Consider the following 23,834-nt stretch of genomic DNA (forward strand, 5'->3'; position numbering starts at 1 on the left):
CTCGCTGGTGTCATGAAATGCACGGCGGCCGCGGCCTGCAGCAGATGTGGTGACTTGTTCGATTCGTTCGACTGATCCCCAACCCACCCTGGTACCTCGCACAAGGCCCGGCATCGTCCGGGCCTTGTGCGTTTGTGCCGTCAACAACGAGGAGACAGAAATGCACTTGATCGAAACGATGGCCTACGCCGGAGAGATACCCTGGCACGGCTTGGGTAACCGGCTGGCACCGCGGCAACCCATCGACGTATGGAAGCGGCAGGCGGGCATGGACTGGAAGATAGAGGAGGCGGAGGTGCGCTACGTTGCGGGTAGCCACAACCTTGGCGTGATCCATGCCTTCCCGGAGCAGAAGGTGCTTTACCGCTCGGATACTCGTTTACCCCTGTCGGTGGTGTCCAAGCGCTTCCAGGTCGTGCAGCCGGGCCAGATCCTGGAGTTCTATCGGGATCTGACCTCCAGCAACGGCTTCGAACTGGAAACGGCCGGGGTGCTGCGCGAGGGCCGCAAGTTCTGGGCGCTGGCCCGGACTGGACAGAGTGCGACGCTGAAAGGACGGGACAAGGTAAATGGCTACCTGCTGCTGGCTACCGCCTGCGACGGCACGTTGGCGACCACGGCGCAGTTCACGTCGGTCCGGGTGGTCTGCAACAACACCCTGTCCATCGCACTGGGCAACGCCTCCGGAGCCATCAAGGTGCCGCACCGCAGCCAGTTCGATCCGGACGTGGTGAAGCGCCAGCTGGGCATCACCGTCTCGTCCTGGGATGGGTTCGTTGCCCGGATGAAGGCACTGGTGGAGAGACCGGTGGATCCGGACTCGGTGGAGGTGCTGCTGCGCCGGGTGCTGACCTACGCCGCGCCTGACGGCAAGGCCGCGGTAGTGAACGAGCAAGCGTTGGCCAACGTGCGCGCTCTGTACGAGGGCGGTGGGCGCGGTGCACTGATGGCCTCAAGTCGCGGTACGGCCTGGGGCTTGCTCAACAGCGTGACCGAGTTCATCGATCACCATCGCCGCGCGCGCAGCGACGATCACCGCCGCGACGCGGCCTGGTTCGGTCAAGGGGCGGCGATCAAGCAACGGGCCTGGGACGAAGTTATGATGCTGGTGGCCTGATGACGACACCAATGGATCAAGCGCCATCGGCCGGCACGTCAGGCGATGAACCAGACCGTGTTCGCCAGGACAAGGTAATCGCTCGCGCGCTGCGCATCCTTGAGAGACGGGCCGGCAAGTCCGATGTGCTGATGAGCGATCCTGGCACGTGCGGGCGGTTCTTCCGATTGCGGCTGGGCAACGAGGCTCGGGAGCATTTTGAGGTGGCCTTCCTTGACACCCGGCACCGGCTCATCGCAGTGGAGCGGCTGTTCTCCGGCTCCGTGGACGGGGCGGAGGTGCATCCACGCATCGTGGTCCAGCGCGCGCTGGCCTTGAACGCAGCAGCCGCCATGGTGGCTCACAACCATCCCAGCGGACATGCCGAGGTCTCCGCAGCTGATCGAGCGGTCACAGCCCGGTTGAAGAACGTCCTGCTGCTGGTGGATATCCGGTTGCTGGATCACTTCGTGGTCACCGCCGATCAGGCGGTCTCGATGGCTGCCCGGGGATTGCTGTAGGGCTGGCATCCGCTTTGGGGGCCGGTCTCGGCATGGTGCGCCCGGCAAAGGCCGGGCATCGACTCGTCCTGTTTCATGAGCAGTGGCCGAGCCCCAAGGGGCCGGCCACAGGATTGACGTCAGTCGAGAAGTGACCCGGGGCGAACCCGGAGCGCCAGTGCGATGCGCTCGATGTTGTAGATCGTCACATTCTTCTCGCCACGCTCAAGCATGCCGATGTAGGTCCTGTGGACGCCTGCAGCCTCGGCAAGCTCTTCCTGCGACAGCCCGCGCTCCTTCCTCAATCGCCGGACGTTGCCGGCAAAGACGGTGACCAACCGAGTTTCGTGAGCTGCCCGAGCCATCGCGGGATGGTCTCGGTTTGAATACTACTATTCGACATACTACGATTAGCACAATTCCGCGCTGGAGCCGGGTTTGGCAGTGCCAGGCCATCTGGGTAGCAGATCAAAAGCAAGGGGGATGAATGAAAAAAGCGACTCCTGCCCGCGTGATGCCGACATCTGCCTTCCTGGACGGGGGCGGTGAGTGGCGGCCGCCCCGGGCTTGCGCACATTGGCGCGTTCAAATCGAAGAGAAGTAGGAGATCTAAATTGGGGAAGGACTACTACGAAGTACTCGGGATCCGTCCCAATGCCGGGCCGGAAGAGATCGAGCTGGCATACCGGGGTCGGCGAACCCAGTACCACCCGGATCGCTACGCCAATGCAGATGGGGAAACCCAGGCCTGGGCCACCAGCAGGATGCAGGAGGTCAACGGGGCTTACGCGGCACTCAAGGACCCGGCGGAGCGCGCTCTGTTCGACCATGTCCGCCAGTCCCAGGCCTCCGGATCCGCAGCACATCCGCGGCGCCCGAACGCGGCGCCTGCCCCAAGCCTAAAGGAGGCTCTGGGACACCTGGTGTTCGACGATGAACCCTTCGAAAGAGTGTTCGTTTCCCCGCACATTCCAAGAAAGAAGCTTGGTGGTGCGATCCAAAGCTATGGCGAAGGGATTCGTCCCAAAGACGTCGTGGCCCTGATCGACGACACGCTGTTTGGCGGCGCAAGGGAAGGAATCCTGATCACGGAATCAGAGATCCGGTTCAAGGGCGCTTTCCAGTCGGTTGATACCCGGCTGTTGGGATGCCTGGAGGAGATCTCGGCCGAAGGCAAGTACGTCTACATCAACGGCGAACGGTACGCCGAATTGAACATACCGAACCGGGACGATCTGAGAACGTTGTTCGAGGCCGTCACCCGATACCTGCAGGAATCTGCTTGACCAAAAAGCCATCAAAGGAGCGGCGATGAAGTATCTGGTTGGAATCTATGGGGCAACGGTGCTGATAGCCACAATTTGCTTCGATATCTGGGGGCAGTACGCCTACAAGGGGTTCTTCTACAACTTGGGACAGGCGCTGGTATGGCCTGCTGTCGTGTTCCCGTCCTTCGGGAAGCTCCTGAGCGGCGTCATCTGGCTGCTGGTGATCCTATCCGTCCTCTCGCTCAGGTCAAGGGGACGCTGATGAGCCGGAGAGCCATGAATGTCACCGCAGTATGGGTTGTGGTCCTGCTTCTCGTAGCGGGCTGCAGCAGCAAGCTGGACAAGGTGCGCGATCAGTTCATCGACAGCTGTGTAGGCAGTGGCGCTCCTTTGTCCACGTGCACGTGTGCCATCGATGAGTTGCAGGAAAGGTATGGGGAGAAGGGATTGGTCGCGATCGAGGAGCGTGGTTACCCACCACCAGGCTTCCTCGATCAGCTCGCCGAAGCGGCACAACAATGCAGGAAACAATCAAGGAATTGACATGAAGCACAGCCATATCGCAACAACGATTCTGCTCGCCGCACTGGCCCTCGCGGGGTGCAACAAGGAAGAGACGCCAACCAAGGTTGGCGAGGTTAATTTGGCTGGCTGTGAGGTGCCGGCAGGCCTATCCCGCGAAGAAGCCGAGATGGTCCAGTGCGCGGAACAGGAACAGGTTGCTGCTGGTACTACGGCAACGGAAGCTGCACCTGCGGCTCCCGTGGCGCCTGCGGTGTCCGACGAGGAGGTCATCGCCGCAATGATCACCGAGCAGGCGGTGAAGGATGATGGCGCAAGCGAGTACAAGGACGCCCGCAAGTCGGCTGTCGCTGATCTCACAGGCGACGGTAAGCCTGAAGTTGTGGTGTTGTACACCTTGGAGGGAGCTGGCGGTGGTAACGGCAGTACAACCTACTTGGCTGTCCTCTCGCGGGAAGCAGCGCAACTGAAGCTCATCGACAATCAACCGGTTGGCGGTTTCGGAAACGCAGTCCTGGGAATGGAAGTACGGGATGGTATGGCTCGTCTGAAGCTGTTGGTCCAAGGGCCGAATGATCCCGATTGCTGCCCTTCGACCGAGGAGGAAGCTGCATATGTGGTCCACAACGGGAAATGGCTACAGGCGCAGCCGCGACCCTAGTCCCGAACTATCGCCGGAGGAGGAGAGTCTTAGGCTCTCCTCCTCCGGCGACATCCTTCTTTTTTGAACAAACAGGTGCTATGCAGAGAGGCGACGACGAGGTAGGCGTATGGAAATATAAATAAGAAAATCCTGGCTCCTCCGCCTCTCCCATGCCCGGCTAGATGTCGGGCCCTAACCGTTGGTCCTCGAAGCGAAGCCCAGTCCGGTGGGGAGGGTACCCGCCAGTCCCGGTCGAAGCGGCGATGCGGGCCTTCAACCAGGCATAGGTGCTCATGCTCCAGCTGCGCCCGGGTTCCTAAGAGGACGCGAAGGAGCTCGCTCAGGACGCCAAGCCAGGCTTCTGATGGCTGGAGATGAAAGGTAGTCAGCTACCGCCGGGCCTACTTGTTTCGGGCTGCCCAGAACCTGGCCGTGGCCCCACTGGTCACGCGGGCCCACATGGATGGAGCTGTCCGACCCAGCCAACCTCGGCATCTGGCCAGACCGAGTGACCGGAGCCTGCCGCTGAAAGTGAATCCGAAGGCAAGTCCGTGAACTGCCGCTCGGCGATCTGCTACGTAGGCCTTGTGGAGCGTATGTGCCTAATGCTAGGGCAGACCTTGACTGAGGTGATGAGGTGAACGTGCCCGTGGCCGTGGCCGTGGCCGCCGGGGAGTTCTACCTGGTGAGGATGCAGATGATCCCAACCGACCGGCACTAACAACTTTCGGAACAAGAATGCAGCGAAGCGACACGGCTGTGACCGAAACGGCCGAAGCGTAACGACCTGCATCGCGGCGGATCGAAATGGGCTGGGTGCGGTCCGTGTCGACCACGATTCGTCCCGCTCCAAACAGCTGGCAGGTATTGCAATGAACTAGGTCAGGACGGAGAGCGAAGGTTCTCCGCCAGCATAAGTTATTGATTTTTTTCGATAAACAACTGGCTAACAACTACTGGAAAACGTGGGAAAAGCATCTGCAAAAACGTTGATTTTTTCTTCCTCGGCTTTTGTTTCTCTATGGAGCCAAATACTCCTAGCTGGATCAATTCCAGCCAGGAACTCCGGCCGGATTCCTCCCGACAACGACATGAAAAAAGGAATACCCCGATGAGTATCCAAACGAAACGACCGCCTAACGCAGCTGACGATGGCAATTCCGTAGCCAATGCGGGGCACTGGAATGTCATGACGGCTTGGTTGCCGGACAGTCCGACTTTGAGTTTCAAGGGCCTGCTCAAGATCACTGGCGTGAGCAAAAGCAAGGCCTACGAACTCAAAAAAGCCGATCCGACCTTCCCGAAAGGCATTCCGCTCTACGACAGCGACCGTTCGCCCAGGCTCTATTGGACGCACGAGGCAATCGCCTGGGTCGAAGGCCGCGCCAGCAAGCTCCGCATCCGGCAGGAGGGCAACTGACCATGAACACCATCAACGAAGCCTTGGCAGGCGCGAACAGCCCACTGGAGAAGCTGGAAATAGCCTTGAAGCAAGAATTGACCAGCGGCAAGAACAAGCTCGAACGCGACTTCAAGGAGGCCTACCCCGTGTTCGAGCAGCACATTGCGCGAAAGATGCGCAAGAAGATGCTGATGGAGCAGTTCAACGCCGCCTACAAGCACCAACTGAACCTGATCCAATTCCGCAAGCTGCTGAACACGGAGCGTGAATGCCGCAAGGCATCCGGCGACGTGATGACCTGCGCCACCTGCGGGCAACGTCTGTTTTACGCCAAGGATATGGCTCCAGACTGCGGCAACGGGGAGGAAGCATAATGAGCAACATACCTCCAAGAATGGTGTCCGCCTACCCGCTGAATGCATTTCTCTTCATGACGCGAGAGACCGGGTACGAGCTTGCCCGCAACGTGCAGGCGCCGGATGCGTTGATCGGCATGAGCCTCATCAACGCGATCTCGATGGCCTGCCAAGGCTTGATCGACGTAAAGCTGCCAACCGGGCAAGTGCGGCCGGTTTCTCAGAACTTGATGCTTGTCGCCGAATCGGGGGAACGCAAGTCGACGGTGTCGTCGTTGCTGCTCGCCCCCTTTCATGAAGCCGACACGCAGGCACTGGCCAACCACATACTGAAGATGGGGCAGTACCAGGCCGAGAGCGGGTCGTGGATGGCCAAGGGCAAGGGCTTGCGTAGCGCCATCAGCAAGGCAACCGGAAAAGGAAAGTCGACCGAGGAACTGGACAACCAACTGCTTGAGCACGCCCGGTCCATGCCCAGCAAACCACGACTTCGCTACTTCCTGCGCCAGGACATCACGGCCAAGGCCGTCATGGAAGCCTTGCAGGGCGATGGGGAGTCGATCGCGATCACTACCGATGAAGGCCATATGCTGTTCAAGAGCGAAGCCATGCTCCATCTTGGGCTGCTCAACCGGCTCTGGGACTCTCCGCAAGTGCTGCCCTTGGACCGCGCGGAGAACGAACGGCTACTTGCGATGAACCCTCGCGTTTCGGTGAGCATCATGACCCAACACGCGCCGTTGAAGGAATTCCTGGACAGACGCGGGTCTGTTGCAAAAGGCAGCGGACACTGGGCGCGCTATCTGGTCGGCTGGCCGCGCTCGATGATGGGCTATCGCCATGTCGACACCGATGAGCCGGTATGGGAACACCTGCCAACCTTCCATGCACGCGTCCGGGAGCTGTTGAAAATTTACCGCGAAATGATCGAATCGGGCTCGGTCGAACGCGAACTGATTGGGTTCACGGTCGATGCGAAAGCGCGCTGGTTTGAGTTGGCGAGCCAGACGGAAGGCATGTTGCGCGAGGGCGAATACCTCAGCGACATCAACGATTTCGCCTCGAAGGTGATGGAGATCCTCGCTCGACTTTCAGCCGCCATGCACTACTTCGGCGGCGAAAGAGGAGATATCACGCTCGACACGCTGGATCGAGCGTTCACAGTCGTCCGGTGGCATATCGATGAGTACAAATACTTGTTCTCCCCGCAGTTCGCGGCTCCGCAGGACCAGATCGATGCCCAAGCGGTGGCAAGCTATCTCCGCTCGCGCATCTGGCGTGGTCCTGGGTCGGACACCTACGTTCCGAAGAACCATGTCCTGCGTAACGGGCCGGTGCGCAACCGGGTCCGCTTGGGTGCCGCCTTGGAACTACTGGGAGCCCAAGGAGCCGTTTGGATCTACACCGGCTACCGGGACAAGAAGGCCCACTTGCGCTTGAACGACGACTTCTTCTGCCATTGGGGGCTATAGATGCCGCCCTCGTGAGGAGCCTTGGCCCCGGTCCAGTACCGGGGCCTTTTTTTATGCTCGGGCACAAAATACGTGCGATTCTGCGATTTTGTCGCCGAATCACCCGGTTACCGAGCCACTGGGACTGGCAATTCAGACTTGGCGTGCGCCGCTGCGCCGCCGTCCCGGCACTCAGCGTACTGCGCCCTCTCGACGTCAGCCATGCCCTCGATGAAGCGCTGCCCAAGGTGACGTTCGGCACGCCGCTGCATGCCTTGATCACGCAGGCTGCGGTGGTCGACCCGGACATCGTGCCCGTGCTCGGCAAGCATCTCGTTCTGTGTCTCGGCCACTACCTTGCGGATGGCCGTCACCTGCTGCCTCAGTTCCATCGGGCTCTTGCCACCACTGTCCTTGCGGCAACCGCCTGCGTTCGGTTGCTTCGCGTTGTAGCGCGAGAACATCCGCTCCGGTGAGCGGTTGATTCCATCCGGAATCCTGTCCGAGCACATCAAATGGACGTGGGGGTTCTGGATGCCACCCAACTTTCCCTCTGGCGTATGGATTGCGTACTGGTACGGCTTGCTTCCAACTAAGTTGCCAACCAGCCGCTCTGCGAGATCGATCAGTTGCGGCAAGGCCAGCTCGTTCGGCAACGCAATCTCGTGCTCGCGGTAGACCGCCCCGTTCGCTCTTTCATGTCGGTCGGCCATGCTCCAGAACAGGCCGGGCTCACCCGCAGCCCAGTCTGGCATGTTCCCGTAACTTGAGTGGATCAGGTCTCCGCGAGAGCTGTGCGCCCCTTGTCGATCTATGTAGTTGGCGTGCCTACGCGCACTGCCCTTCTTCCCGCTCTTGATGCTGTGGTGGAAGCTTGCCATATGTGTATCACCCTTTCTCTCCGGACAAACAAAGACCGGCAAGATTGCTCTTGCCGGCTGCCATGGAGACATGGTTTCGGTCCGCGCGCTATCTGCTCTGGAAGAAAGGGTAAGTGCGCGTGCTCTTACCCCCCCTATCCGTTGCACCAGTTTAGCTTTCTGTCTGTGCTATCGGACTTCTCGCTCCATCTCCATAGAGATAGAGTTAGTCGGGTAAATAATTACTTTTAATCCATCCGTTACGTGGCACATCAGTTCATATATATTTGGCGTCGATCGATAGCTGATCGGCCAAATGGGCTGCTACGCTCAAGCTAAAATCATTAATTTCATTTACGGCATCGATGATGTCAAATATATTGTTGGACTGCATACAGGCCACATATTTCCGCAGCCTAACAATCTGGAACCGTAGCCATGCTTCATGTCTAAATACATCCCCGATAAGCAGCGCATGCATCTGGCAAAATCGTTGATACAAAAGCTGACTTACTCCTTCTGGAATATAATCGACAGCATGCAGTTCATCGATACTTCTTTCTTTGTGAAAGTATCGAAGAGGACTGTCCCCAACGTCCTTTAGACCAAACCAGTATGGTTTATAGTTTGTCTTTACAGATTGCTGGTGTCGTATGGCCATCAAGGATGCGAGACAATCGGCGACTGATATCAATCTCCTACTAACATCTTTTTCTCCGAATTGCACCCACATGTAGACACTCAGGATCTTACCTGCATGGCTGCAAATATCATCCAAAGCATCGTCGCGGGTAGCCAGCCCCAATGCACTCTTGATTAGAGACCTAAATTGGACAGAGTGCTTCTTAACCAGTGCCGGGAAATCATCAACGGATGTGATTGGCTCATTGATTTCAAAAGTGCGTGTATCGGATTCGCCAATTTCCTTGCATAACCTCTCTAATTCCAATAGTACCGGCTTGATCTCTTCGGAAATAATTGCCTGCTCTACGATTTTCTCATACCCGCCAACAAAATGCTGGAAGTGGAGTGAACGCATATATGTGTAGAGAGCTTGATCGATTGTATTCTCGTGAACAGCTGGACTGGTCGGATAATTCTCTATTATTTCTGCCATCAACTGGTAGAAGGGAGCGACGTCACGCCCCGTTTGTATGCAGACATACCGAACAGAATCCAGAATTTCGCGATTTTCTCTATCGATGACTTCAAGTAGTTTAGAATAGGTAAGTAATTGCGAATGAATGCCTTTGAGCGTGATATCGGGAATTTCCACACTTAAGTAGGCAGTCAAATCTGCGATAAGAAGCTCATTTTCCTCCATCTTCTCATCGTTGCTTGTAGGTTCCTTGACCTTCCGATCCAGATACGAATCCCTGAACTCCATTGTCGGGGTTCCATTCGGCTGCCCAGGGGGTGCAATAAGCCCGAACAAGTGCGATGCCCTTTTCTTGGTTATTCGATACAGAAGTTTGATGACTTTAAGATCAAGGACGCTCACCTTTTTGAATACGCCATCAAGGCCCCTTCCCGTAATAGCTTGAATGCCTTTGAGCACTGTCCCAAAGCTAGATTTGTCTACTCCGCCTTCTTTTTCGCCCTTGAGACCTTCCTGCGGCCCATTTATCTCTCGTAAAAGCTCACTAAATTTGGCTTCAGCCTCGTTATTTCCCTCTAAGTTCCCTAAATCGAATTTCTCGGGGTATATTTCTTTGCGTAGGCCGCCTGTCATTCCTTCATGTAAAAGCACGTTAATCCATGTTCGCACCATGAAATGGGCGCGCCATTTGTCGTCATCTAAGTCAGGGTAAGGTGATTGACGGTATTTCGCATACTCCCTGTGAAATACAGCATCAGCCGGGCTGACATTCTTACCGGTTTCTTTCTCAAGATAATTCAGGAATTTCCCGAGAATCTTGGAACCAAACGGCTCACTACTTATCTCATTGGTAGCCTCATTCATTTGCCACTCCACCATTTTAAAAGCCCGATTGATCTTTCAGGGTTGCCCCCTTGCGTTGCACTTCCTAACCCTCCTTGAAGCTGATTGCCTAGTCGGGATCTAATTGCCTGCTGGCGCGGGAAGTAGGAAGCCTTTCGGAAGAGTGGCATAGATCGCCATATCGGGGGTTAGCTTGCAGAACGACGATTCAGGGTCCTGGCTGACAAGCGCAAGCGAGTTGGCCGTCGCAGTGGCGGTAATGTCGTTGCTGGCACTGCTGTGGCAGCGCTCGAAACGAGATGCCGACACGATCTTTGCGGTAGTCAGCGGCTCGATGGCGCTCTCGCTGATGTCGCCGTGGATGGGCGCGTACCTTCTGGATGCTGTGGGCCGTTGCCATCGGCCGCAGCGCGGCCTGCTAAGGCTTCTGGCTCGTGGCACGGGCGCTGTTCCGCGGCGAGTATGGCGTGGGCCGGGCACATGTACTGGTCGCGATCGGTGGCCCTGCTGATCGCCGCCTACCGCGGCGGCGCCCTCGGCATGCACGGGACGGTGTCGCCCTGGGCGTCCAGTCTGGACAGACTGCTGAAGTTGGCCAGCTCGACACTGCTGGTGCTGCCTTCCTAGAAGCCCTGCGCGGCGGCTGGACCACTCTGCCGCTGGTGAACGCCGGCTGTGCCCGACCTTCATGCTGTTGTTGCCGACCACCACGCTGATGGGAGCGCTGGCGGCCACCCTGGCCGTTGCTGGTGCAGGTGGGCCGTGGCGTGATTCCCCTGTGTGTGATGGCGATGCTCCTGTTCACCCATGGAGCGCTGTGGGACCCTGGCCGCCGGCCGAACGGCCGCAGCCTACGCGGGCGCCGCCCAGTCCATTGGGTGCGGAGGAAACCTTCTTGATGCGCGCGTTGCGGCACCAGTTGGACGTAGTGCAGGGCTACCGCGAGCCGGAACTGAAGTGACCGAACTAGCGCACCGCTTGGGCCCCGCCAAACACAAGCTGAGCCGGCTGATCACCCAGAGAACTTCAACCAAATACTCAACCGCCACCGCATCGCCTTTGCCTGCGTCCGGTTGGCGGACGCGGACGACGACGCCACCGTTCTCGACATCAGCCGCGACGCCGGCTTCGCCTCGCTTGGCTGGTTCAACCGCGCCTTCAAGGTAGCCATGCCCCCCCCCCCCAACGGCGTTTCGGGCGAACCGTCGCGCTAGGCTGCTGGACAGTGGAACGGGAGGGGATGCTGACGTCTGCTTTCGCCATCAAGCCATTACCGCGGCCGATCACGCGACCGGGAGGAGCTCTCTTTACACCTTCCGTCATTGGGGCACTGTGACCGTCAAGGTGGTGGTCCAGATCCCGCGCTTGCTGTCTGGCTCACGCCAGCAACTAGCATTGGCCGCAGATTGTGAGCCCGGCGCAGTTCGGCAAGCAGAACCTGATGCAAAACGATGCCACACGCCGCTCGCCTGCTGGTCGCGCGGCGCCGCCAGCGGGTCTCATGCCGCTCCTTATGCAGGTATCGCGTTTCCCTCAGTGCGCAACCTGTCGAGATAGTCGGCCCACTCCTGCATCATCTTCCTGCGCTCTGGCAGATGAGCCGTACGGTTGTAGGCACGCCCATTTGGATCACGCACGGCGTGAGCCAACTGGTGCTCGATGTAGTCGGGCCTGAAGCCCAGCACTTCATCAAGTACGGTGCGAGCCATCGCGCGGAAACCGTGCGCGGTCATGGTGGATGACGCTCGTACCTTGCCATCCTTGCCTATCTCCTCCTTGACGAAGCCCATGCGACGCATGGCGGAATTGAGGGTGTTCTCGCTCATGGGCCGCCCTTTGCCTTGCAGACTGGGGAAGACATACTCGCCACGCTTGGTCAGGGGCTTTAGCTCCTCCAGAATTTCGATGGCTTGCTTCGACAATGGAACGATGTGGGCGGTTCCGGTCTTCGTGGCGGTGTATCGCCATTCGCGAGCCTCTAGGTCAATGTCCGCCCACCTCGCTGCACGAAGCTCTCCCGGGCGGGCAAATAAAAGCGAGGCAAGCTTGAGAGCCGCTCGAACGATAGTGCTCCCCTCGTAGCCCCAAATAGCGCGAAGTAGCGGGGCTACTTGTGCTGGCTCCGTGAGGCTGGCGAAATGCTCGGTCTGGGTGGGCTCCAATGCCCCGAGCAGATCTTGAGCCGGATTGTGTTTCGCCCTGCCGGTAGCAATCGAATAGCGGAAGACCATGCTGGCAATGCCACGGGCGCGATGGGCTGTCTCCACGGCACCGCGCTTTTCCATCTTGCGCAGCACTGCCAACAGTTCCGGTGCGGAGATTTCCGTGATCGGCCGTTCACCGATGTAGGGGTTGAGATCCTTCTCCACGATCCGGGTGTTGCGCACAACCGTGGACTTGGCATTCTTCTTGGCGCGCATGGTCAACAGCTCCAGTGCGATCGCTCCAAAGCTGCTATCGGCATGATCGAGGCGCGTTAGCTTCTGGACCTTGCGCTGCTCACCTGGATCAATCCCGGACTTCAGTACCTGGCGCGACTCCGCATGACGCTTACGGGCTTCGGCAAGACTGATCTCCGGATAGGCCCCAAGGGCAAGCCGCTTTTCCTTCCCGGCGAAACGATACTTCCAACGCCACAGCTTGCCCCCGCTCGGCGCGATCTCTAGATACAGCCCCCCGCCATCGAACAAGCGCACGGGCTTGCTGGCTGGCTGCGCCTTGCGGATGAGGAGGTCATTTAGCGGCATGGGGGCATCTCAACTTCGGCGCACGTGGAATGCCCCCATCTATGCCCCCAACAGCGCTGGATTTCAATGGGTCGCCCCGGACCTCAGCGGACACCAGCAACAAAAAACCCCCGATTTCTCGAGGGTTTTTGGACATCCTGGGACAAGCCTGGAACTCGAATTGGTGCGCCCGGAGGGATTCGAACCCCCGACCAATGGCTTCGGAAGCCACTACTCTATCCGGCTGAGCTACGGGCGCAACGGACGCGCATTCTAACGGCAAACCGCGCGCCGCGTCTCCCCCATGCCCGATTGCCGCCACGGCCGGCCCCGGCGGTCGCCGTATCCGCCGCCGCGCGGCGCGGCTTCCGCGAGGGCCGGCGTTCGGCGACGGCGCATCGCGTGCGTACAGCCAGTTCCTGTGCCCGGGTCTGCAGCCCGAAGCGGGTGCGCAGGCCGTCGCCGTCGCAGCGGCCACCGCGCGAGCGTGCTGCCGCCGGCCGGGCCCGGCTGCTACCCTTGCGCGATGGGTTACGAACGCTACGAAACGCCCGCCGCGCTGCCGCCGCGCGCGCGCCTGGGCCAGTACTGGAAACTGCTGCGCGGCGACCGTCCGATCGGCGCGCTGCTGCTGCTGTGGCCGACCTGGTGGGCGCTGTGGCTGGCCGCCGACGGGGTGCCGCCGCTGTGGACGCTGTTCGTGTTCACCGCCGGGGTCTGGCTGACCCGCTCGGCCGGCTGCGTCATCAACGACTACGCCGACCGCTGGCTGGACCCGCAGGTCGAGCGCACCCGCAGCCGGCCGCTGGCCACCGGCGCGGTCAGCGGCCGCGAGGCGCTGGCGGTGTTCGCGCTGCTGATGCTCGTCGCCTTCGCGCTGGTGCTGACGATGAACGCGCTGACCATCGGCCTGAGCGTGGTCGGGCTGTTCCTGGCCGCCAGCTATCCCTATCTGAAGCGCTACACCTACCTGCCGCAGGTCTATCTAGGCATGGCCTTCGGCTGGGGCATCCCGATGGCGTTCGCGGCGATCCGCGGCGAGGTGCCGGCGCTGGGCTGGCTGCTGTACGCGGCAAACATCCTGTGGGCCACCGCCTACGACACCTGGTACGCGATGGTGGACCGCGAGGACGACCTGCGCGCCGGCTCCAAGTCCACTGCGATCCTGTTCGGCGACCTGGACCTGATCGCGCAGGGCATCCTGTACGCGCTGATGTTCGTCGCGCTGGGCTTCGTCGGCACCCGCGGCGCGCTGGGGATCTGGTACTGGGTGGGCTTGGGCGTGGCCGCGTTGCTGGTCGCCTACGAATTCCGCATCGCGCGAACCCGCGAACGCGCCCCCTGCTTCCGCGCCTTCATGCACAACAACTGGGTCGGCCTGGCGATCTTCGCCGGCATCGTCGCGGCGTTGGCGCTGCGCGCAGGATAGACCCTGGCGAGACGCCGCGCAGTGGCGGCTGCCCCCCGACGATGTCGTAAGGAGCCAGGCGGCGCTCCCGGCCGCTGACGGCAATACCGCGGGGCACTTCGTCCTGTCGTTGCCGGCAAAGCGTCGGGACTGAAGTCCCTCCCACAAAACCGTCGATCGACTCCTGCAGGAGCGGCGTCAGCCGCGACGCCGTTTCCACGACCGGTGACGGGAACGACTTCGATCACGACACGCATGATCGGCGAAATCCGCCTCCCACCTGCTGGATCGGCATGTCCCCGCCCCGACCTGGCCCGAAGGCGCAATCGGGGGAAAGAGCGTTGGCGCGCTCCGCTTCGAAGCAGCGACATTGCGCTACGCTGCCTGCACAACACAGCGGCGCGCGGCTCGAACAGGCGCGCGATGCGGTGCAAGCCCGCCATGGCGAACACGGCGGCCCATCCCGATCGCGCCAGCCAGCGCTACGGCTTCCCGTCCGCCGTCGGCGCGTGCGTCAGCAGCGCGAACGCCCGCTGCTGTTCCTGCGCATCCTGCAGACCGCTGATGCGCAGCCTGTCGCCGGGGAGCGGCGCCATGACCGTCGCCACGGTGAGCACCTGGCCGTCGGCCAGCAGTGCGATCGGCTTGCCGATGTTCTGCTCCGTCGCCCGGGTCAGGCGATCGTCGTGCCCCGAGAAATGCAGATCGAGTGCCGGCTTGCCATCGTCGCCGTCCACGCGCGCCACCGTCGCGGCGCCATCGACGGCCAACAACGGCTGCGGCGCCAGATACACCGTCCGTCCCTGGTACGCGGCCTCGGTATAGCCGGCGCTGGGCGCATTGCTGGCCAGGCGCCATTCGATCTTCGCCTTCACCGCACTCGCGTCCGCACTCGCGCCGGCGCCATCGGGCGACGGGGCGTAGCTGCATCCGCTCATGCCGAACACGCACAACGCCAACGACAGTCCCAGAGTTCTCCAACGCATCGCCATCTCCCGCAGTTCGTTTGGCGACATCATAGAAGAACCGGCCGTTGCGGCCTGTCGCAGACCGCTGCCCCAGCCGCGTCACGCAGAAAAACGTGCCATGCATCGCGCTGCGGAACCCGTCCGCCGATTGCGTCGGGTCGTGGCGTCTGCACCGCACGACGAAGCGTAACGCGCCCCCCGTCAGGCACGCCCTCGCTGCCGTTGCGCGGTCCACAGGCAACCACAGCAGCAACCGCTCCCTGCGTGCATGACAGATCACGCGACCACGGTCCGCAGCAGACACGCATACCCACATGACCTGCCACGCCTTTGCCGTCGCAGGGCCAATCGCCGCTGCGGCACGCAAGCCACCAGCGTACTCACGGCACCCGCGCCACCACCCACGCATCGACCCGGGCCACGCCGGCGCGGCGCAGCGCCCGTGCCGCGGCATGCAGAGTGGCGCCAGTGGTCATCACGTCGTCGATCAGCGCCACGTGCGGCGGCAGCGGCGCCTGCACCGCGAACGCATGGCGCAGGTTGCGGCGCCGCGCCTGCGCGTCGAGTTCGGACTGCGGCGCCGTCGCGCGCACGCGCTGCAGGCCGGCGCACAGCGGCAGGCCCAGCGCGCGCGCCAGCGGCCGTGCCAGTTCCAGCGCCTGGTCGTAGCCGCGCTGACGCAGCCGCGCGGAATGCAGCGGCACCGGCAGCACCGCCTGCGGGCGCGGCAAGCCGGCGCAGCGCGCCTGCAGCAACGCCGCCAGCAGGCGCCCGGCGGCCAGGTCCTGGTGGAACTTGAAGCGGCGCAACAGCCCATCCACTGGCGCGGCGTAGACGCAGGCGCTGGCGACCAGGGCCAGCGGCGGCGGTTTGCGTTGGCAGGCGCCGCAGAGATGGCCCGCATCCAGCGCGGGCAACGGCAGCGCACACGCCTGGCAGGCGCTGGCATTCCAGGGCAGCGCGTCGCGGCAGGCCGGGCACAGGTCCAGGCCGGCGGCGCCGGGTTCGGTACAGACCAGGCAGCGCTCCGGCAGCACCCAGCGCTGCAGCCGCCGCCAGCAGCCGTCAACCCGGCTCGATTCATTGAAGTTGACAGGGATATCCATGCTCACCAGACTGCCCGCTTTCCCAGCCGCTTACCGTCAGGAAACCCCCATGTCCGCTGTCGTCCGACACGACTGGCAACGCCAGGAACTGCTCGCCCTGTTCGATCTGCCGTTCCCGGAGCTGCTGCACCGCGCCGTCGCCGTGCATCGCGAACACTTCGATCCGGCGCAGGTGCAGGTCTCCACGCTGCTGTCGGTGAAGACCGGCGGTTGCCCGGAGGATTGCGCGTACTGCCCGCAGGCGCAGCGCTACGACACCGGGGTGGACGCGCAGAAGCTGATGAGCACCGAGGCGGTGCTGGAGAAGGCGCGCCAGGCCAAGGCCGCCGGCGCCTCGCGGTTCTGCATGGGCGCGGCGTGGCGCTCGCCGAAGGACCGCGACATCCCCAAGGTCGCGGCGATGATCCGCGAGGTGAAGGCGCTGGGCCTGGAGACCTGCGCCACCCTGGGCATGCTCGACGGGCGCCAGGCGCAGGCGCTGAAGTCGGCCGGGCTGGACTACTACAACCACAATCTGGACACCGCGCCGGACTTCTACGACACGATCATCCACACCCGCCAGTACCAGGACCGCCTGGACACGCTCGCCCACGTGCGCGACGCCGGCATGAAGACCTGCTGCGGCGGCATCGTCGGCATGGGCGAATCGCGCGAGCAGCGCGCCGGCCTGCTGCAGGCGCTGGCCAACCTGCCGGTGCATCCGGACTCGGTGCCGATCAACCGCCTGGTGCAGGTCGCCGGCACCCCGCTGCACGGCACGGTCGAACTGGATCCGTTCGAGTTCGTGCGCACCATCGCGGTGGCCCGCATCGCGATGCCGCAGGCGATGGTGCGGCTGTCGGCCGGCCGCGAGAGCATGAGCGACGAACTGCAGGCGCTGTGCTTCTGCGCCGGCGCCAACTCGATCTTCTACGGCGAAAAACTGCTGACCACCGGCAACCCGGACACCGCGCGCGACCAGGCGCTGTTCTCGCGGCTGGGGCTGAAGCCGATGCAGGTGCACGTGGACGCCGATGCGCACGACCACCCCGGCACCGTGCATGCGGACATCACCGCACCGGCGCCGACAGCGGACAGGCCGGCGATCGCCGCGGCGCTGGTCTGACGCCAGCGCGCCGCGCCGGCGCGCGCGCGTCCATCCGCCGATCCGGCCGTCCATCGCCGGCGGCGCCCGGCCCGGCCGGGGACGCGCTACGCTAGCCAACCGATCCCAGGCCCCGCCGCCCATGGCCCGTCCCGATCTGCACGACCGCATCCAGTCCTTGCGCAAGCTGCGCGAGGCGCAGGGCCGCATCCGCGTGCGCCGCAGCGTGGGCCGCCGCGACGGCGTGCGCCTGGAGCTGGACGGGCGCTGGCTGACCGGCTTCTGCAGCAACGACTACCTGGGCCTGGCGCAGCAGTTCGAAGTGCTCGCCGCGCTGCAGGACGCGGCCGCGCGCGAGGGCGTCGGCGCCACAGCCTCGCACCTGGTCTGCGGCCACCATGCGCTGCACGAGAGCCTGGAACGCGAGGTCGCCGACTGGCTCGGCTATCCGCGCGCGCTGCTGTTCGGCAGCGGCTTCCTCGCCAACCTGGCGGTGCAGCAGGCGCTGCTGAGCGAAGAAGAAGACGTGTGCGTGCAGGATCGGCTCAACCACGCCAGCCTGCTCGACGCCACCCGCCTGGCCGGTTGCCGCCTGCGCCGCTATCCGCACCTGGATACCGAAGGCGCGATGCGCCAGCTCAAGCACGCCGCCGACGGCGCAGCAATGCTGGCCACCGATGGCGTGTTCAGCATGGATGGCGACATCGCCCCGCTGCGCTCGCTGACCCTGGTAGCGCGCATGCAGCAGGCGCTGATGTACGTGGACGACGCGCACGGCGTCGGCGTGGTCGGCCCGCATGGCCGCGGCTGCGTGGCCGAGGCCGGGCTGGGCGTGGACGATGTGCCGCTGCAGCTGGTAACCCTGGGCAAGGCGCTGGGCGGCTACGGCGCGCTGGTGGTCGGCAACGAGGCACTGATCCGGCATCTGGCCGAAACTGCGCGCCCCTACCTGTACACCACCGCGCTGCCGCCGGCGCAGGCCGCCGCCTCGCTGGCCGCGGTGAAACTGGCGCGGCGCGACCAGTGGCGGCGCGAGCGCCTGGCCGAGACCATCGCCGCGTTCCGCGGCGGCGCGCGCCGGCATGGCCTGGAACTGATGGCCTCGGACACGCCGATCCAGCCGCTGCTGTGCGGCGACGAGGCCAGCGCGCTGGCGCTGTCGGCGGCGCTGGAACAGGCCGGCTTCCTGGTCTCCGCGATCCGCCCGCCGACCGTGCCCGAAGGCAAGTCGCGGCTGCGGGTCACGCTGTCGGCGTTGCACACGCCGGCGCAGGTGCAGGCGCTGCTGGACGCGCTGGCGCTGGCGCGCGACCGCCTGGCCGTGCACCCGGTCGGCCTGCCGGCATGAGCGGGCCGATGTGAGCGGCCCGCGGTGAGCGACGGCGACCTCTCGGCGCGCCGCGAGGTCTGGGCCGCGCTGTCCGAGCTGTACCTGGACGACGATGTCGCCACGCGGCATGCGCACATCGCCGCCGTGCTCGCGGCCTCGCCGTACACGCCGCAGACGCTGCGGCGCATGCTGCTGCACGACGTGCATCCACGCCTGGCGCCGAACCTGTTGAGCGTGGCCGGGGTCTGGCAAGGCTTCGACGCCGCCTGGCTGAGCGTGGCGATCCAGCGCGGCGAAGGCGTGCAGCGCTGGCCGGCCTGGCGCACCCGCGCCTACCCGCGCGAACAATGGCGCTTGCTGTTGCCGCGGCTGCTGGCGTTGCGCGCGCGACGCTGAGCGCGGCGTTCCCCGATTCTCTTTTCCCATTCGGCACACGATCGACGATGCACATCGAAACCCTGGGGCACGGCCCCGATCTGGTCCTGATCCACGGCTGGGCGCTGCACGGCGGCATCTTCGCGCCCTTGGTCGAGCGCCTGTCGGCGCAGTTCCGCATGCACCTGGTGGACCTGCCCGGACATGGCCACAGCCGCGGCGACGACACGCCGCTGGCGCTGCCGCACGTGGTCAGCGCGATCGCCGCGGCCACGCCGCCGGCGGCGTGGCTGGGCTGGTCGCTGGGCGGGCTGTTCGCGCTGCATGCCGCGGCGACCCAGCCGCAGGTGCGCGGCCTGGCGATGCTCGCGGCGACGCCGCGGTTCGTGCGCGGCGGCGACTGGCCGCATGCGGTGGAACCGCAGGTGTTCGCGCAGTTCGGCCGCGACCTGGCCGAGGATTACCGCGGCACGCTGGACCGCTTCCTGGCGCTGGACACGCTGGGTTCGGCGCATGCGCGCACCGAATTGCGCACGCTGCGCGAGACCCTGAGCGCGCGCGGCGAACCCGATGCGCAGGCGCTGCAGGATGGGCTGGCGCTGCTCGAGCGCAGCGACCTGCGCCGTGCATTGCCGGGCCTGCGCGTGCCCAGCCTGTGGATCAGCGGCCAGCGCGACCGGCTGGTTTCGCCCGCCGGCATGGACGACGCCGCAGCGCTGACGCAGCATGCGCGGACGTTGCACATCGCCGGCGGCGGCCACGCTCCGTTCCTCGGCCATGCCGACGACGTCGCCATGGCGCTGAGCGAGTTCCTTGCCACCTTGCCGTAAGGACTACGCCCCCGGCACTGGCCGCTGGCGAACGATGCGGCAGCCACCTGGCACACCCTCGCATGATGACTGCGCCATCCGAAGCGCAGCCATCGGGACCCCGCGTAGCCGCGGCTCCCCGACCCCGGCGCGCAGAGACGCTGGATCTGCACGGCAAACCTCCCCAAGGCGCCGCCGATGCGCAGCCGAACGCGGATTCAGCGTCGCCAGGCGCTGCGCCAGCGAAGCGTCCGCACTCCAGTGCATCAAGACACCCGCCGTTGCGTGCACTACCCACTGCGACCGCGCGCCCGAGCGCATGCAGATCCGCAGGTGGTTTGGAACACCGCGCATGTCATGATCAAAGGCGGCAACGCGATGCCGACACAGGACAACGAGGCGGAACGCGGTCTGAGATTTCCGGCAACAGGAGAGCGACACGATGGTATCGATGCTCGGCAGAATCATCAGGATGTTCGGGCTCCTGCTCGCGGCAAGCGCCAGCATGCCCGCCATGTCGTCGCCTCCGGCAGCGCCTTGCCGGTTCGAGGCGCCTGCGGACCTGGACGCCACCCCTGCCCGATGGCTCGGCGGTTGCCGACATGGAGCCGCCGACGGCCTCGGCATAGTCAGGGCCGGGACCGCCGAGCCGTATGCCTTCTTCGCGGGACGGATGCAGGAGGGCCGCCCGGCCGAGGGCCTGCTCATGCTGCACGAGGGGGGATTGATGGTAGCCGTTCGCTTCGATGCGGCCTTGCGTGTCGTGAGCAGCGACGGCCTCCGGCCAAACGAGGACGACCGCGTGTTCGCGCAAGCGCGAGCGGCTGCGCTCGAAACCGCCGCGCGCTTGCGCCAAGAGGGGAACCAGGCGTCTGCCGCCTACTACGCCGCTCTGGCGCAGCGGATCACGGAGAGCCGTCCGGAATGAACGACCGCGACCGGGCCCTCAGTGTCGCCACCCGATGCGGGGCCAGGGCAAGGTCCTCACCAGGCCGATGATCCTCGGCGTTCGATTGCCCGAGTCCGCCAAGAGCCGCTCCACCGGATCGGCAGCCTCCAGCACCCGACCGGAGCCCCCGCCTCGCGTTGCCGCATCTGCGTGCGAATACTGGCGTTCGCAAAACGGCTCGCGGCATCACGCTCGTGGATCGTTCCGCTGGGCGCCCGCACAACGCACGCCAACAACCGTCGAGGCGGCGCGTGGCTGGCCGCCGCGACGGCGATGGACGATCATCGCGGTTTCGACGAGCGGAGCGAACGCATGGATCTGGGCATCGCCGGCAGATGGGCGCTGGTCTGCGCCGCGAGCAAGGGCCTGGGCCTGGGGTGCGCGCGGGCGCTGGCCGGCGAAGGCGTCAACGTGGTGATCGTGGCGCGCGGCCAGGCCGCGCTGGATGCGGCGGCGGACGGCCTGCGCTCGCTGCCCGGCGCCGGCGCGGTGATCGCGGTGGCCGCCGACATCGCCACCGAGGCCGGACGCGCCGCCGCACTGGCGGCATGCCCGCGGGTCGACATCCTGGTCAACAACGCCGGCGGCCCGCCGCCGGGCGACTTCCGCGACTGGGAGCGCGAAGACTGGCTGCGCGCGCTGGACGCCAACATGCTGGCGCCGATCGCGCTGATCCGCGCCACCGTCGATGCGATGCAGGCGCGCGGCTTCGGCCGCATCGTCAACATCACCTCGGCGGCGGTGAAGGCGCCGATCGACAGCCTGGGCCTGTCCAACGGCGCGCGCGCCGGCCTGACCGGCTTCGTCGCCGGGCTGGCGCGGCGCACCGTCGCGCACAACGTCACCATCAACAACCTGCTGCCCGGCCAGTTCGACACCGACCGGCTGCGCGGCAACTTCGCCCATGCCGCGCAGCGCAGCGGCACCGACGTGGAGACAGTGGCGGCGCAGAAGCGCGGGCAGATCCCGGCGGGGCGTTTCGGCACGGCGGAGGAATTCGGCGCGGCCTGCGCGTTCCTGTGCAGCGCGCAGGCCGGCTACCTCAGCGGGCAGAACCTGTTGCTCGATGGCGGGGCCTATCCGGGGACGTTCTGAAAAGCCGGGAGTCGGGATTGGGGATGGGGGACTGCGCGCGGTCGCTTCCGATGTTTGACGTTTGTAGTGCGGATGAGTTCGGTGCGGCCTGCGCGCCTGCGTGCAATGCACAGGCCATTGCGTCAGTGGGCAGATCCTGTTGCCCGGTGCGCGGCCCATCCTGGAAAGGGACAGGGTTCGAGACGGAGTGAATGGCTGCGTGCGGTCCGCGCGATGTCCGCTGATGCGCTCGGACTGATGCGCGATGGCGATGGGAATTGAGGAATGGAGAGACGGGAATGGGCAAGCCAGGCAACCGTCTCGCCGCCGCAGCCGCTTCGATTCCCCACTCCCGATTCCCCATTCCCGGCTTTTCGCTGGCCGCTGCGCGCCGCGGCCGGCGATAATGCGCCGATGGATCCTTCTTCGTTCGATGCCAACCACATCCGCCGCGCGTTCTCGCGCGCGGCCGCCAGCTACGATGCCGCCGCCGCCCTGCAGCACGAGGTCGAGAAGCGCCTGCTGGAATCGCTGGACTATCTCGGCGACCGCGTGCCGCAGGTGGTGCTGGACGTGGGCAGCGGCCCCGCACACGCCGCGGCGACGATGAAGAAGCGCTGGCCGCGCGCGCAGGTGATCGCGCTCGACCAGGCGCTGCCGATGCTGCAGCAGGCCAAGCGCCAGGCCGGCTGGTGGAAGCCGTTCGGCCGCGTCTGCGCCGACGCGCGCGCGCTGCCGCTGGCCGAGCACAGCGTGGATGTGATCTTCAGCAACCTGTGCCTGCAGTGGGTCGAGGACCTGCCGGCGGTGTTCGCCGGTTTCCGCCGCGTGCTCAAGCCCGGCGGCCTGCTGCTGTGCTCCAGCTTCGGCCCGGACACGCTGGTGGAACTGCGCGAGGCATTCGCGCACGCCGACCGCGAGGCGCCGCACGTGAGCCGCTTCGCGCCGATCGCGCAGTTCGGCGATGCGCTGATGCTGTCCGGCTTCCGCGACCCGGTGCTGGACCGCGACCTGTTCACCCTCACCTATCCCGACCTGGCCGCGCTGATGCGCGAACTGCGCGCGATCGGCGCGACCAACGCGCTGCACGCGCGCCGCCACACCCTGACCGGACGCGGCCGTTTCGCCGCCGCCAGCGCCGCCTACGAGCCGCTGCGCAACGCCGACGGCACGCTGCCGAGCAGCTGGGAAGTGATCTATGCGCACGCCTGGGCGCCGCCGCCGGGCGCGCCGATCCGAGAGGGCGGCAGCGAGATCGCCGCGGTGCCGGTGTCGGCGATCCCGATCCGTCGCCGCGGCGATTGAGGCACGCGCTTCGCTCCGGGAATCGGGAATCGGGAATCGGGAATCGGGAATCGGGAATCGTAAGAGCCCAGAACCGGATGCACTACCTGTAGGAGCGGCTTCAGCCGCGACAGGCGTTACCGTTAATGCCTGTCGCGGCTGAAGCCGCTCCTACACGACAGCCCGGCCGGCCGTATACGCGCTCCTGCGTGCGACTACTCAGGCCGACACCTGGTCGATCCAGTCCTGCAGGTTGTAGTAGTTGCTGACCCGGGCGATCTTGCCGTCGCGGATGTCGAAGAACGCCCCGCCCGGCAGCACGTAGGTCTGCCCGCGCGCCGGCGGCAGGCCTTCGTCGGTGTGATGGTATTCGCCGTGCACCACGTACTCGGCGGCGGCGCGGCGGCCGTCCTGCCCGCCCAGCACCACGATGTCGCGCAGCTGTTCGCGGTAGCTGGCGTTCATCCGCTGCAGGAACGCGGCGAAGGTGTCCTTGCCGGTCTCGCGCGCGCCCTGGTTGAGGTCGTGCGCCACGTCGTCGGTCAGCTTGTCGAGCATCGCCGCCCAGTCGCCGCGGTTGAACGCGTCGTAATAGGACAGCACCAGTTCGATGGCGCGGTCCTGCTCGCGGGTTCCGTCGATCTTCATCGCCACCACCTCATGCCATGCGGGCGCCCATGA

Annotated in this window: 25 protein-coding genes and 1 tRNA gene; 18 read left to right on the top strand and 8 right to left on the bottom strand. The window is 64.4% G+C overall.

The window, feature by feature from the left end; all coding sequences use genetic code 11:
• Positions 1 to 160: 160 nt before the first annotated feature.
• Positions 161 to 1,117, top strand: a complete 957-nt coding sequence (locus H9658_RS14090; RefSeq protein WP_191825803.1) for a DUF932 domain-containing protein — start codon at positions 161 to 163, stop codon at positions 1,115 to 1,117.
• Positions 1,117 to 1,617 carry a JAB domain-containing protein gene (locus H9658_RS14095; protein ID WP_191825804.1) on the top strand — a complete coding sequence of 167 codons (501 nt, stop codon included), beginning with the start codon at positions 1,117 to 1,119 and terminating at the stop codon, positions 1,615 to 1,617. Before H9658_RS14090 ends, H9658_RS14095 begins: the two co-directional genes overlap by 1 nt.
• A gap of 119 nt (positions 1,618 to 1,736) precedes the next feature.
• On the opposite strand, the gene H9658_RS14100 is transcribed toward H9658_RS14095, so the two are convergent.
• Positions 1,737 to 1,934 (bottom strand): helix-turn-helix domain-containing protein, encoded by a 198-nt coding sequence (locus H9658_RS14100; RefSeq protein WP_225209973.1) that lies wholly within the window; start codon positions 1,932 to 1,934, stop codon positions 1,737 to 1,739.
• Between the two features lie 276 nt (positions 1,935 to 2,210).
• Here H9658_RS14100 and H9658_RS14105 point away from each other — a divergent pair, with 276 nt between their 5' ends.
• The 7 genes from H9658_RS14105 to H9658_RS14135 all read left to right on the top strand — a co-directional run bounded on the left by H9658_RS14105 (position 2,211) and on the right by H9658_RS14135 (position 7,259).
• Complete coding sequence (locus tag H9658_RS14105; RefSeq protein ID WP_191825805.1) at positions 2,211 to 2,882, top strand: J domain-containing protein; 672 nt, start codon at positions 2,211 to 2,213, stop codon at positions 2,880 to 2,882.
• 25 nt (positions 2,883 to 2,907) lie between these two features.
• Entirely contained in the window at positions 2,908 to 3,126 is a 219-nt protein-coding gene (locus H9658_RS14110) for a hypothetical protein (protein ID WP_191825806.1), read from the top strand.
• 14 nt (positions 3,127 to 3,140) lie between these two features.
• Positions 3,141 to 3,407 carry a hypothetical protein gene (locus H9658_RS14115; RefSeq protein ID WP_225209974.1) on the top strand — a complete coding sequence of 89 codons (267 nt, stop codon included), beginning with the start codon at positions 3,141 to 3,143 and terminating at the stop codon, positions 3,405 to 3,407.
• Position 3,408: 1 nt separating this feature from the next.
• Positions 3,409 to 4,047: a hypothetical protein gene (locus tag H9658_RS14120; protein WP_225209975.1), complete on the top strand. Its 639-nt coding sequence runs from the start codon at positions 3,409 to 3,411 to the stop codon at positions 4,045 to 4,047.
• A gap of 1,093 nt (positions 4,048 to 5,140) precedes the next feature.
• Positions 5,141 to 5,449, top strand: coding sequence for a helix-turn-helix transcriptional regulator (locus H9658_RS14125; protein WP_191825808.1), 309 nt, complete (start codon positions 5,141 to 5,143; stop codon positions 5,447 to 5,449).
• A gap of 2 nt (positions 5,450 to 5,451) precedes the next feature.
• A complete protein-coding gene (locus tag H9658_RS14130; RefSeq protein ID WP_191825809.1) occupies positions 5,452 to 5,805 on the top strand; it encodes a hypothetical protein in 354 nt (117 codons plus the stop codon).
• Complete coding sequence (locus tag H9658_RS14135) at positions 5,805 to 7,259, top strand: YfjI family protein (protein WP_191825810.1); 1,455 nt, start codon at positions 5,805 to 5,807, stop codon at positions 7,257 to 7,259. The genes H9658_RS14130 and H9658_RS14135 overlap by 1 nt, the downstream gene beginning before the upstream one ends.
• A 107-nt stretch (positions 7,260 to 7,366) precedes the next feature.
• On the opposite strand, the gene H9658_RS14140 is transcribed toward H9658_RS14135, so the two are convergent.
• Positions 7,367 to 8,191 carry a MobA/MobL family protein gene (locus H9658_RS14140; RefSeq protein WP_318241371.1) on the bottom strand — a complete coding sequence of 275 codons (825 nt, stop codon included), beginning with the start codon at positions 8,189 to 8,191 and terminating at the stop codon, positions 7,367 to 7,369.
• Between the two features lie 184 nt (positions 8,192 to 8,375).
• Positions 8,376 to 10,061: a hypothetical protein gene (locus H9658_RS14145; RefSeq protein ID WP_191825812.1), complete on the bottom strand. Its 1,686-nt coding sequence runs from the start codon at positions 10,059 to 10,061 to the stop codon at positions 8,376 to 8,378.
• Positions 10,062 to 10,520: 459 nt separating this feature from the next.
• Between H9658_RS14145 and H9658_RS14150 the strand changes: the two genes are divergently transcribed.
• Positions 10,521 to 10,667 (top strand): hypothetical protein, encoded by a 147-nt coding sequence (locus H9658_RS14150; protein ID WP_191825813.1) that lies wholly within the window; start codon positions 10,521 to 10,523, stop codon positions 10,665 to 10,667.
• 884 nt (positions 10,668 to 11,551) lie between these two features.
• Here H9658_RS14150 and H9658_RS14155 read toward each other — a convergent pair.
• Both H9658_RS14155 and H9658_RS14160 read right to left on the bottom strand, forming a co-directional pair.
• Complete coding sequence (locus tag H9658_RS14155; RefSeq protein ID WP_191825814.1) at positions 11,552 to 12,787, bottom strand: tyrosine-type recombinase/integrase; 1,236 nt, start codon at positions 12,785 to 12,787, stop codon at positions 11,552 to 11,554.
• A 161-nt stretch (positions 12,788 to 12,948) separates the two neighbouring features.
• Positions 12,949 to 13,025 (bottom strand) — tRNA-Arg (locus H9658_RS14160).
• A gap of 267 nt (positions 13,026 to 13,292) precedes the next feature.
• Here H9658_RS14160 and ubiA point away from each other — a divergent pair.
• A complete protein-coding gene (gene ubiA / locus H9658_RS14165; protein WP_191825815.1) occupies positions 13,293 to 14,195 on the top strand; it encodes a 4-hydroxybenzoate octaprenyltransferase in 903 nt (300 codons plus the stop codon).
• Between the two features lie 461 nt (positions 14,196 to 14,656).
• Here the strand turns inward: ubiA and H9658_RS14170 are convergent, their stop codons facing one another.
• Positions 14,657 to 15,112, bottom strand: coding sequence for a SecDF P1 head subdomain-containing protein (locus H9658_RS14170; protein WP_225210002.1), 456 nt, complete (start codon positions 15,110 to 15,112; stop codon positions 14,657 to 14,659).
• A gap of 410 nt (positions 15,113 to 15,522) precedes the next feature.
• Positions 15,523 to 16,248, bottom strand: a complete 726-nt coding sequence (locus tag H9658_RS14175) for a ComF family protein (RefSeq protein ID WP_191825817.1) — start codon at positions 16,246 to 16,248, stop codon at positions 15,523 to 15,525.
• A gap of 49 nt (positions 16,249 to 16,297) precedes the next feature.
• On the opposite strand from H9658_RS14175, the gene bioB reads away from it, so the two are divergent.
• From bioB to bioC, 7 genes are all read left to right on the top strand, one after another.
• On the top strand, positions 16,298 to 17,353 hold the full coding sequence (bioB, locus tag H9658_RS14180) for a biotin synthase BioB (protein ID WP_191825818.1): 1,056 nt from the start codon (positions 16,298 to 16,300) through the stop codon (positions 17,351 to 17,353).
• Between the two features lie 121 nt (positions 17,354 to 17,474).
• Positions 17,475 to 18,680 carry an 8-amino-7-oxononanoate synthase gene (bioF, locus tag H9658_RS14185; RefSeq protein WP_406848131.1) on the top strand — a complete coding sequence of 402 codons (1,206 nt, stop codon included), beginning with the start codon at positions 17,475 to 17,477 and terminating at the stop codon, positions 18,678 to 18,680.
• 24 nt (positions 18,681 to 18,704) lie between these two features.
• On the top strand, positions 18,705 to 19,058 hold the full coding sequence (locus H9658_RS14190; RefSeq protein ID WP_179570922.1) for a DUF7079 family protein: 354 nt from the start codon (positions 18,705 to 18,707) through the stop codon (positions 19,056 to 19,058).
• A gap of 47 nt (positions 19,059 to 19,105) precedes the next feature.
• The gene (bioH, locus tag H9658_RS14195) at positions 19,106 to 19,867 is read left to right on the top strand and encodes a pimeloyl-ACP methyl ester esterase BioH (RefSeq protein WP_191825820.1); all 762 of its coding nucleotides are present in this window, start codon (positions 19,106 to 19,108) and stop codon (positions 19,865 to 19,867) included.
• 421 nt (positions 19,868 to 20,288) lie between these two features.
• Complete coding sequence (locus H9658_RS14200) at positions 20,289 to 20,774, top strand: hypothetical protein (RefSeq protein WP_191825821.1); 486 nt, start codon at positions 20,289 to 20,291, stop codon at positions 20,772 to 20,774.
• A 333-nt stretch (positions 20,775 to 21,107) separates the two neighbouring features.
• Positions 21,108 to 21,890 carry an SDR family oxidoreductase gene (locus tag H9658_RS14205; RefSeq protein ID WP_191825822.1) on the top strand — a complete coding sequence of 261 codons (783 nt, stop codon included), beginning with the start codon at positions 21,108 to 21,110 and terminating at the stop codon, positions 21,888 to 21,890.
• 393 nt (positions 21,891 to 22,283) lie between these two features.
• Positions 22,284 to 23,174, top strand: coding sequence for a malonyl-ACP O-methyltransferase BioC (bioC, locus tag H9658_RS14210; RefSeq protein ID WP_179570925.1), 891 nt, complete (start codon positions 22,284 to 22,286; stop codon positions 23,172 to 23,174).
• Positions 23,175 to 23,372: 198 nt separating this feature from the next.
• Here the strand turns inward: bioC and H9658_RS14215 are convergent, their stop codons facing one another.
• Positions 23,373 to 23,801, bottom strand: coding sequence for a ketosteroid isomerase-related protein (locus tag H9658_RS14215; RefSeq protein WP_179570926.1), 429 nt, complete (start codon positions 23,799 to 23,801; stop codon positions 23,373 to 23,375).
• Positions 23,802 to 23,834: the final 33 nt, after the last annotated feature.

This window comes from Xanthomonas bonasiae (genome assembly GCF_014836395.1).
Lineage (GTDB): Bacteria > Pseudomonadota > Gammaproteobacteria > Xanthomonadales > Xanthomonadaceae > Xanthomonas_A > Xanthomonas_A bonasiae.

Coding starts and splice junctions, on each gene's coding strand:
- H9658_RS14090 (WP_191825803.1), top strand. CDS start 161: ATGCACTTGATCGAAACGATGGCCTACGCCGGAGAGATACCCTGGCAC.
- H9658_RS14095 (WP_191825804.1), top strand. CDS start 1,117: ATGACGACACCAATGGATCAAGCGCCATCGGCCGGCACGTCAGGCGAT.
- H9658_RS14110 (WP_191825806.1), top strand. CDS start 2,908: ATGAAGTATCTGGTTGGAATCTATGGGGCAACGGTGCTGATAGCCACA.
- H9658_RS14115 (WP_225209974.1), top strand. CDS start 3,141: ATGAATGTCACCGCAGTATGGGTTGTGGTCCTGCTTCTCGTAGCGGGC.
- H9658_RS14120 (WP_225209975.1), top strand. CDS start 3,409: ATGAAGCACAGCCATATCGCAACAACGATTCTGCTCGCCGCACTGGCC.
- H9658_RS14125 (WP_191825808.1), top strand. CDS start 5,141: ATGAGTATCCAAACGAAACGACCGCCTAACGCAGCTGACGATGGCAAT.
- H9658_RS14130 (WP_191825809.1), top strand. CDS start 5,452: ATGAACACCATCAACGAAGCCTTGGCAGGCGCGAACAGCCCACTGGAG.
- H9658_RS14135 (WP_191825810.1), top strand. CDS start 5,805: ATGAGCAACATACCTCCAAGAATGGTGTCCGCCTACCCGCTGAATGCA.
- H9658_RS14140 (WP_318241371.1), bottom strand. CDS start 8,191: ATGTCTCCATGGCAGCCGGCAAGAGCAATCTTGCCGGTCTTTGTTTGT.
- H9658_RS14145 (WP_191825812.1), bottom strand. CDS start 10,061: ATGAATGAGGCTACCAATGAGATAAGTAGTGAGCCGTTTGGTTCCAAG.
- H9658_RS14150 (WP_191825813.1), top strand. CDS start 10,521: ATGTACTGGTCGCGATCGGTGGCCCTGCTGATCGCCGCCTACCGCGGC.
- H9658_RS14155 (WP_191825814.1), bottom strand. CDS start 12,787: ATGCCGCTAAATGACCTCCTCATCCGCAAGGCGCAGCCAGCCAGCAAG.
- ubiA (WP_191825815.1), top strand. CDS start 13,293: ATGGGTTACGAACGCTACGAAACGCCCGCCGCGCTGCCGCCGCGCGCG.
- H9658_RS14170 (WP_225210002.1), bottom strand. CDS start 15,112: ATGAGCGGATGCAGCTACGCCCCGTCGCCCGATGGCGCCGGCGCGAGT.
- H9658_RS14175 (WP_191825817.1), bottom strand. CDS start 16,248: ATGGATATCCCTGTCAACTTCAATGAATCGAGCCGGGTTGACGGCTGC.
- bioB (WP_191825818.1), top strand. CDS start 16,298: ATGTCCGCTGTCGTCCGACACGACTGGCAACGCCAGGAACTGCTCGCC.
- bioF (WP_406848131.1), top strand. CDS start 17,475: ATGGCCCGTCCCGATCTGCACGACCGCATCCAGTCCTTGCGCAAGCTG.
- bioH (WP_191825820.1), top strand. CDS start 19,106: ATGCACATCGAAACCCTGGGGCACGGCCCCGATCTGGTCCTGATCCAC.
- H9658_RS14200 (WP_191825821.1), top strand. CDS start 20,289: ATGGTATCGATGCTCGGCAGAATCATCAGGATGTTCGGGCTCCTGCTC.
- H9658_RS14205 (WP_191825822.1), top strand. CDS start 21,108: ATGGATCTGGGCATCGCCGGCAGATGGGCGCTGGTCTGCGCCGCGAGC.
- bioC (WP_179570925.1), top strand. CDS start 22,284: ATGGATCCTTCTTCGTTCGATGCCAACCACATCCGCCGCGCGTTCTCG.
- H9658_RS14215 (WP_179570926.1), bottom strand. CDS start 23,801: ATGAAGATCGACGGAACCCGCGAGCAGGACCGCGCCATCGAACTGGTG.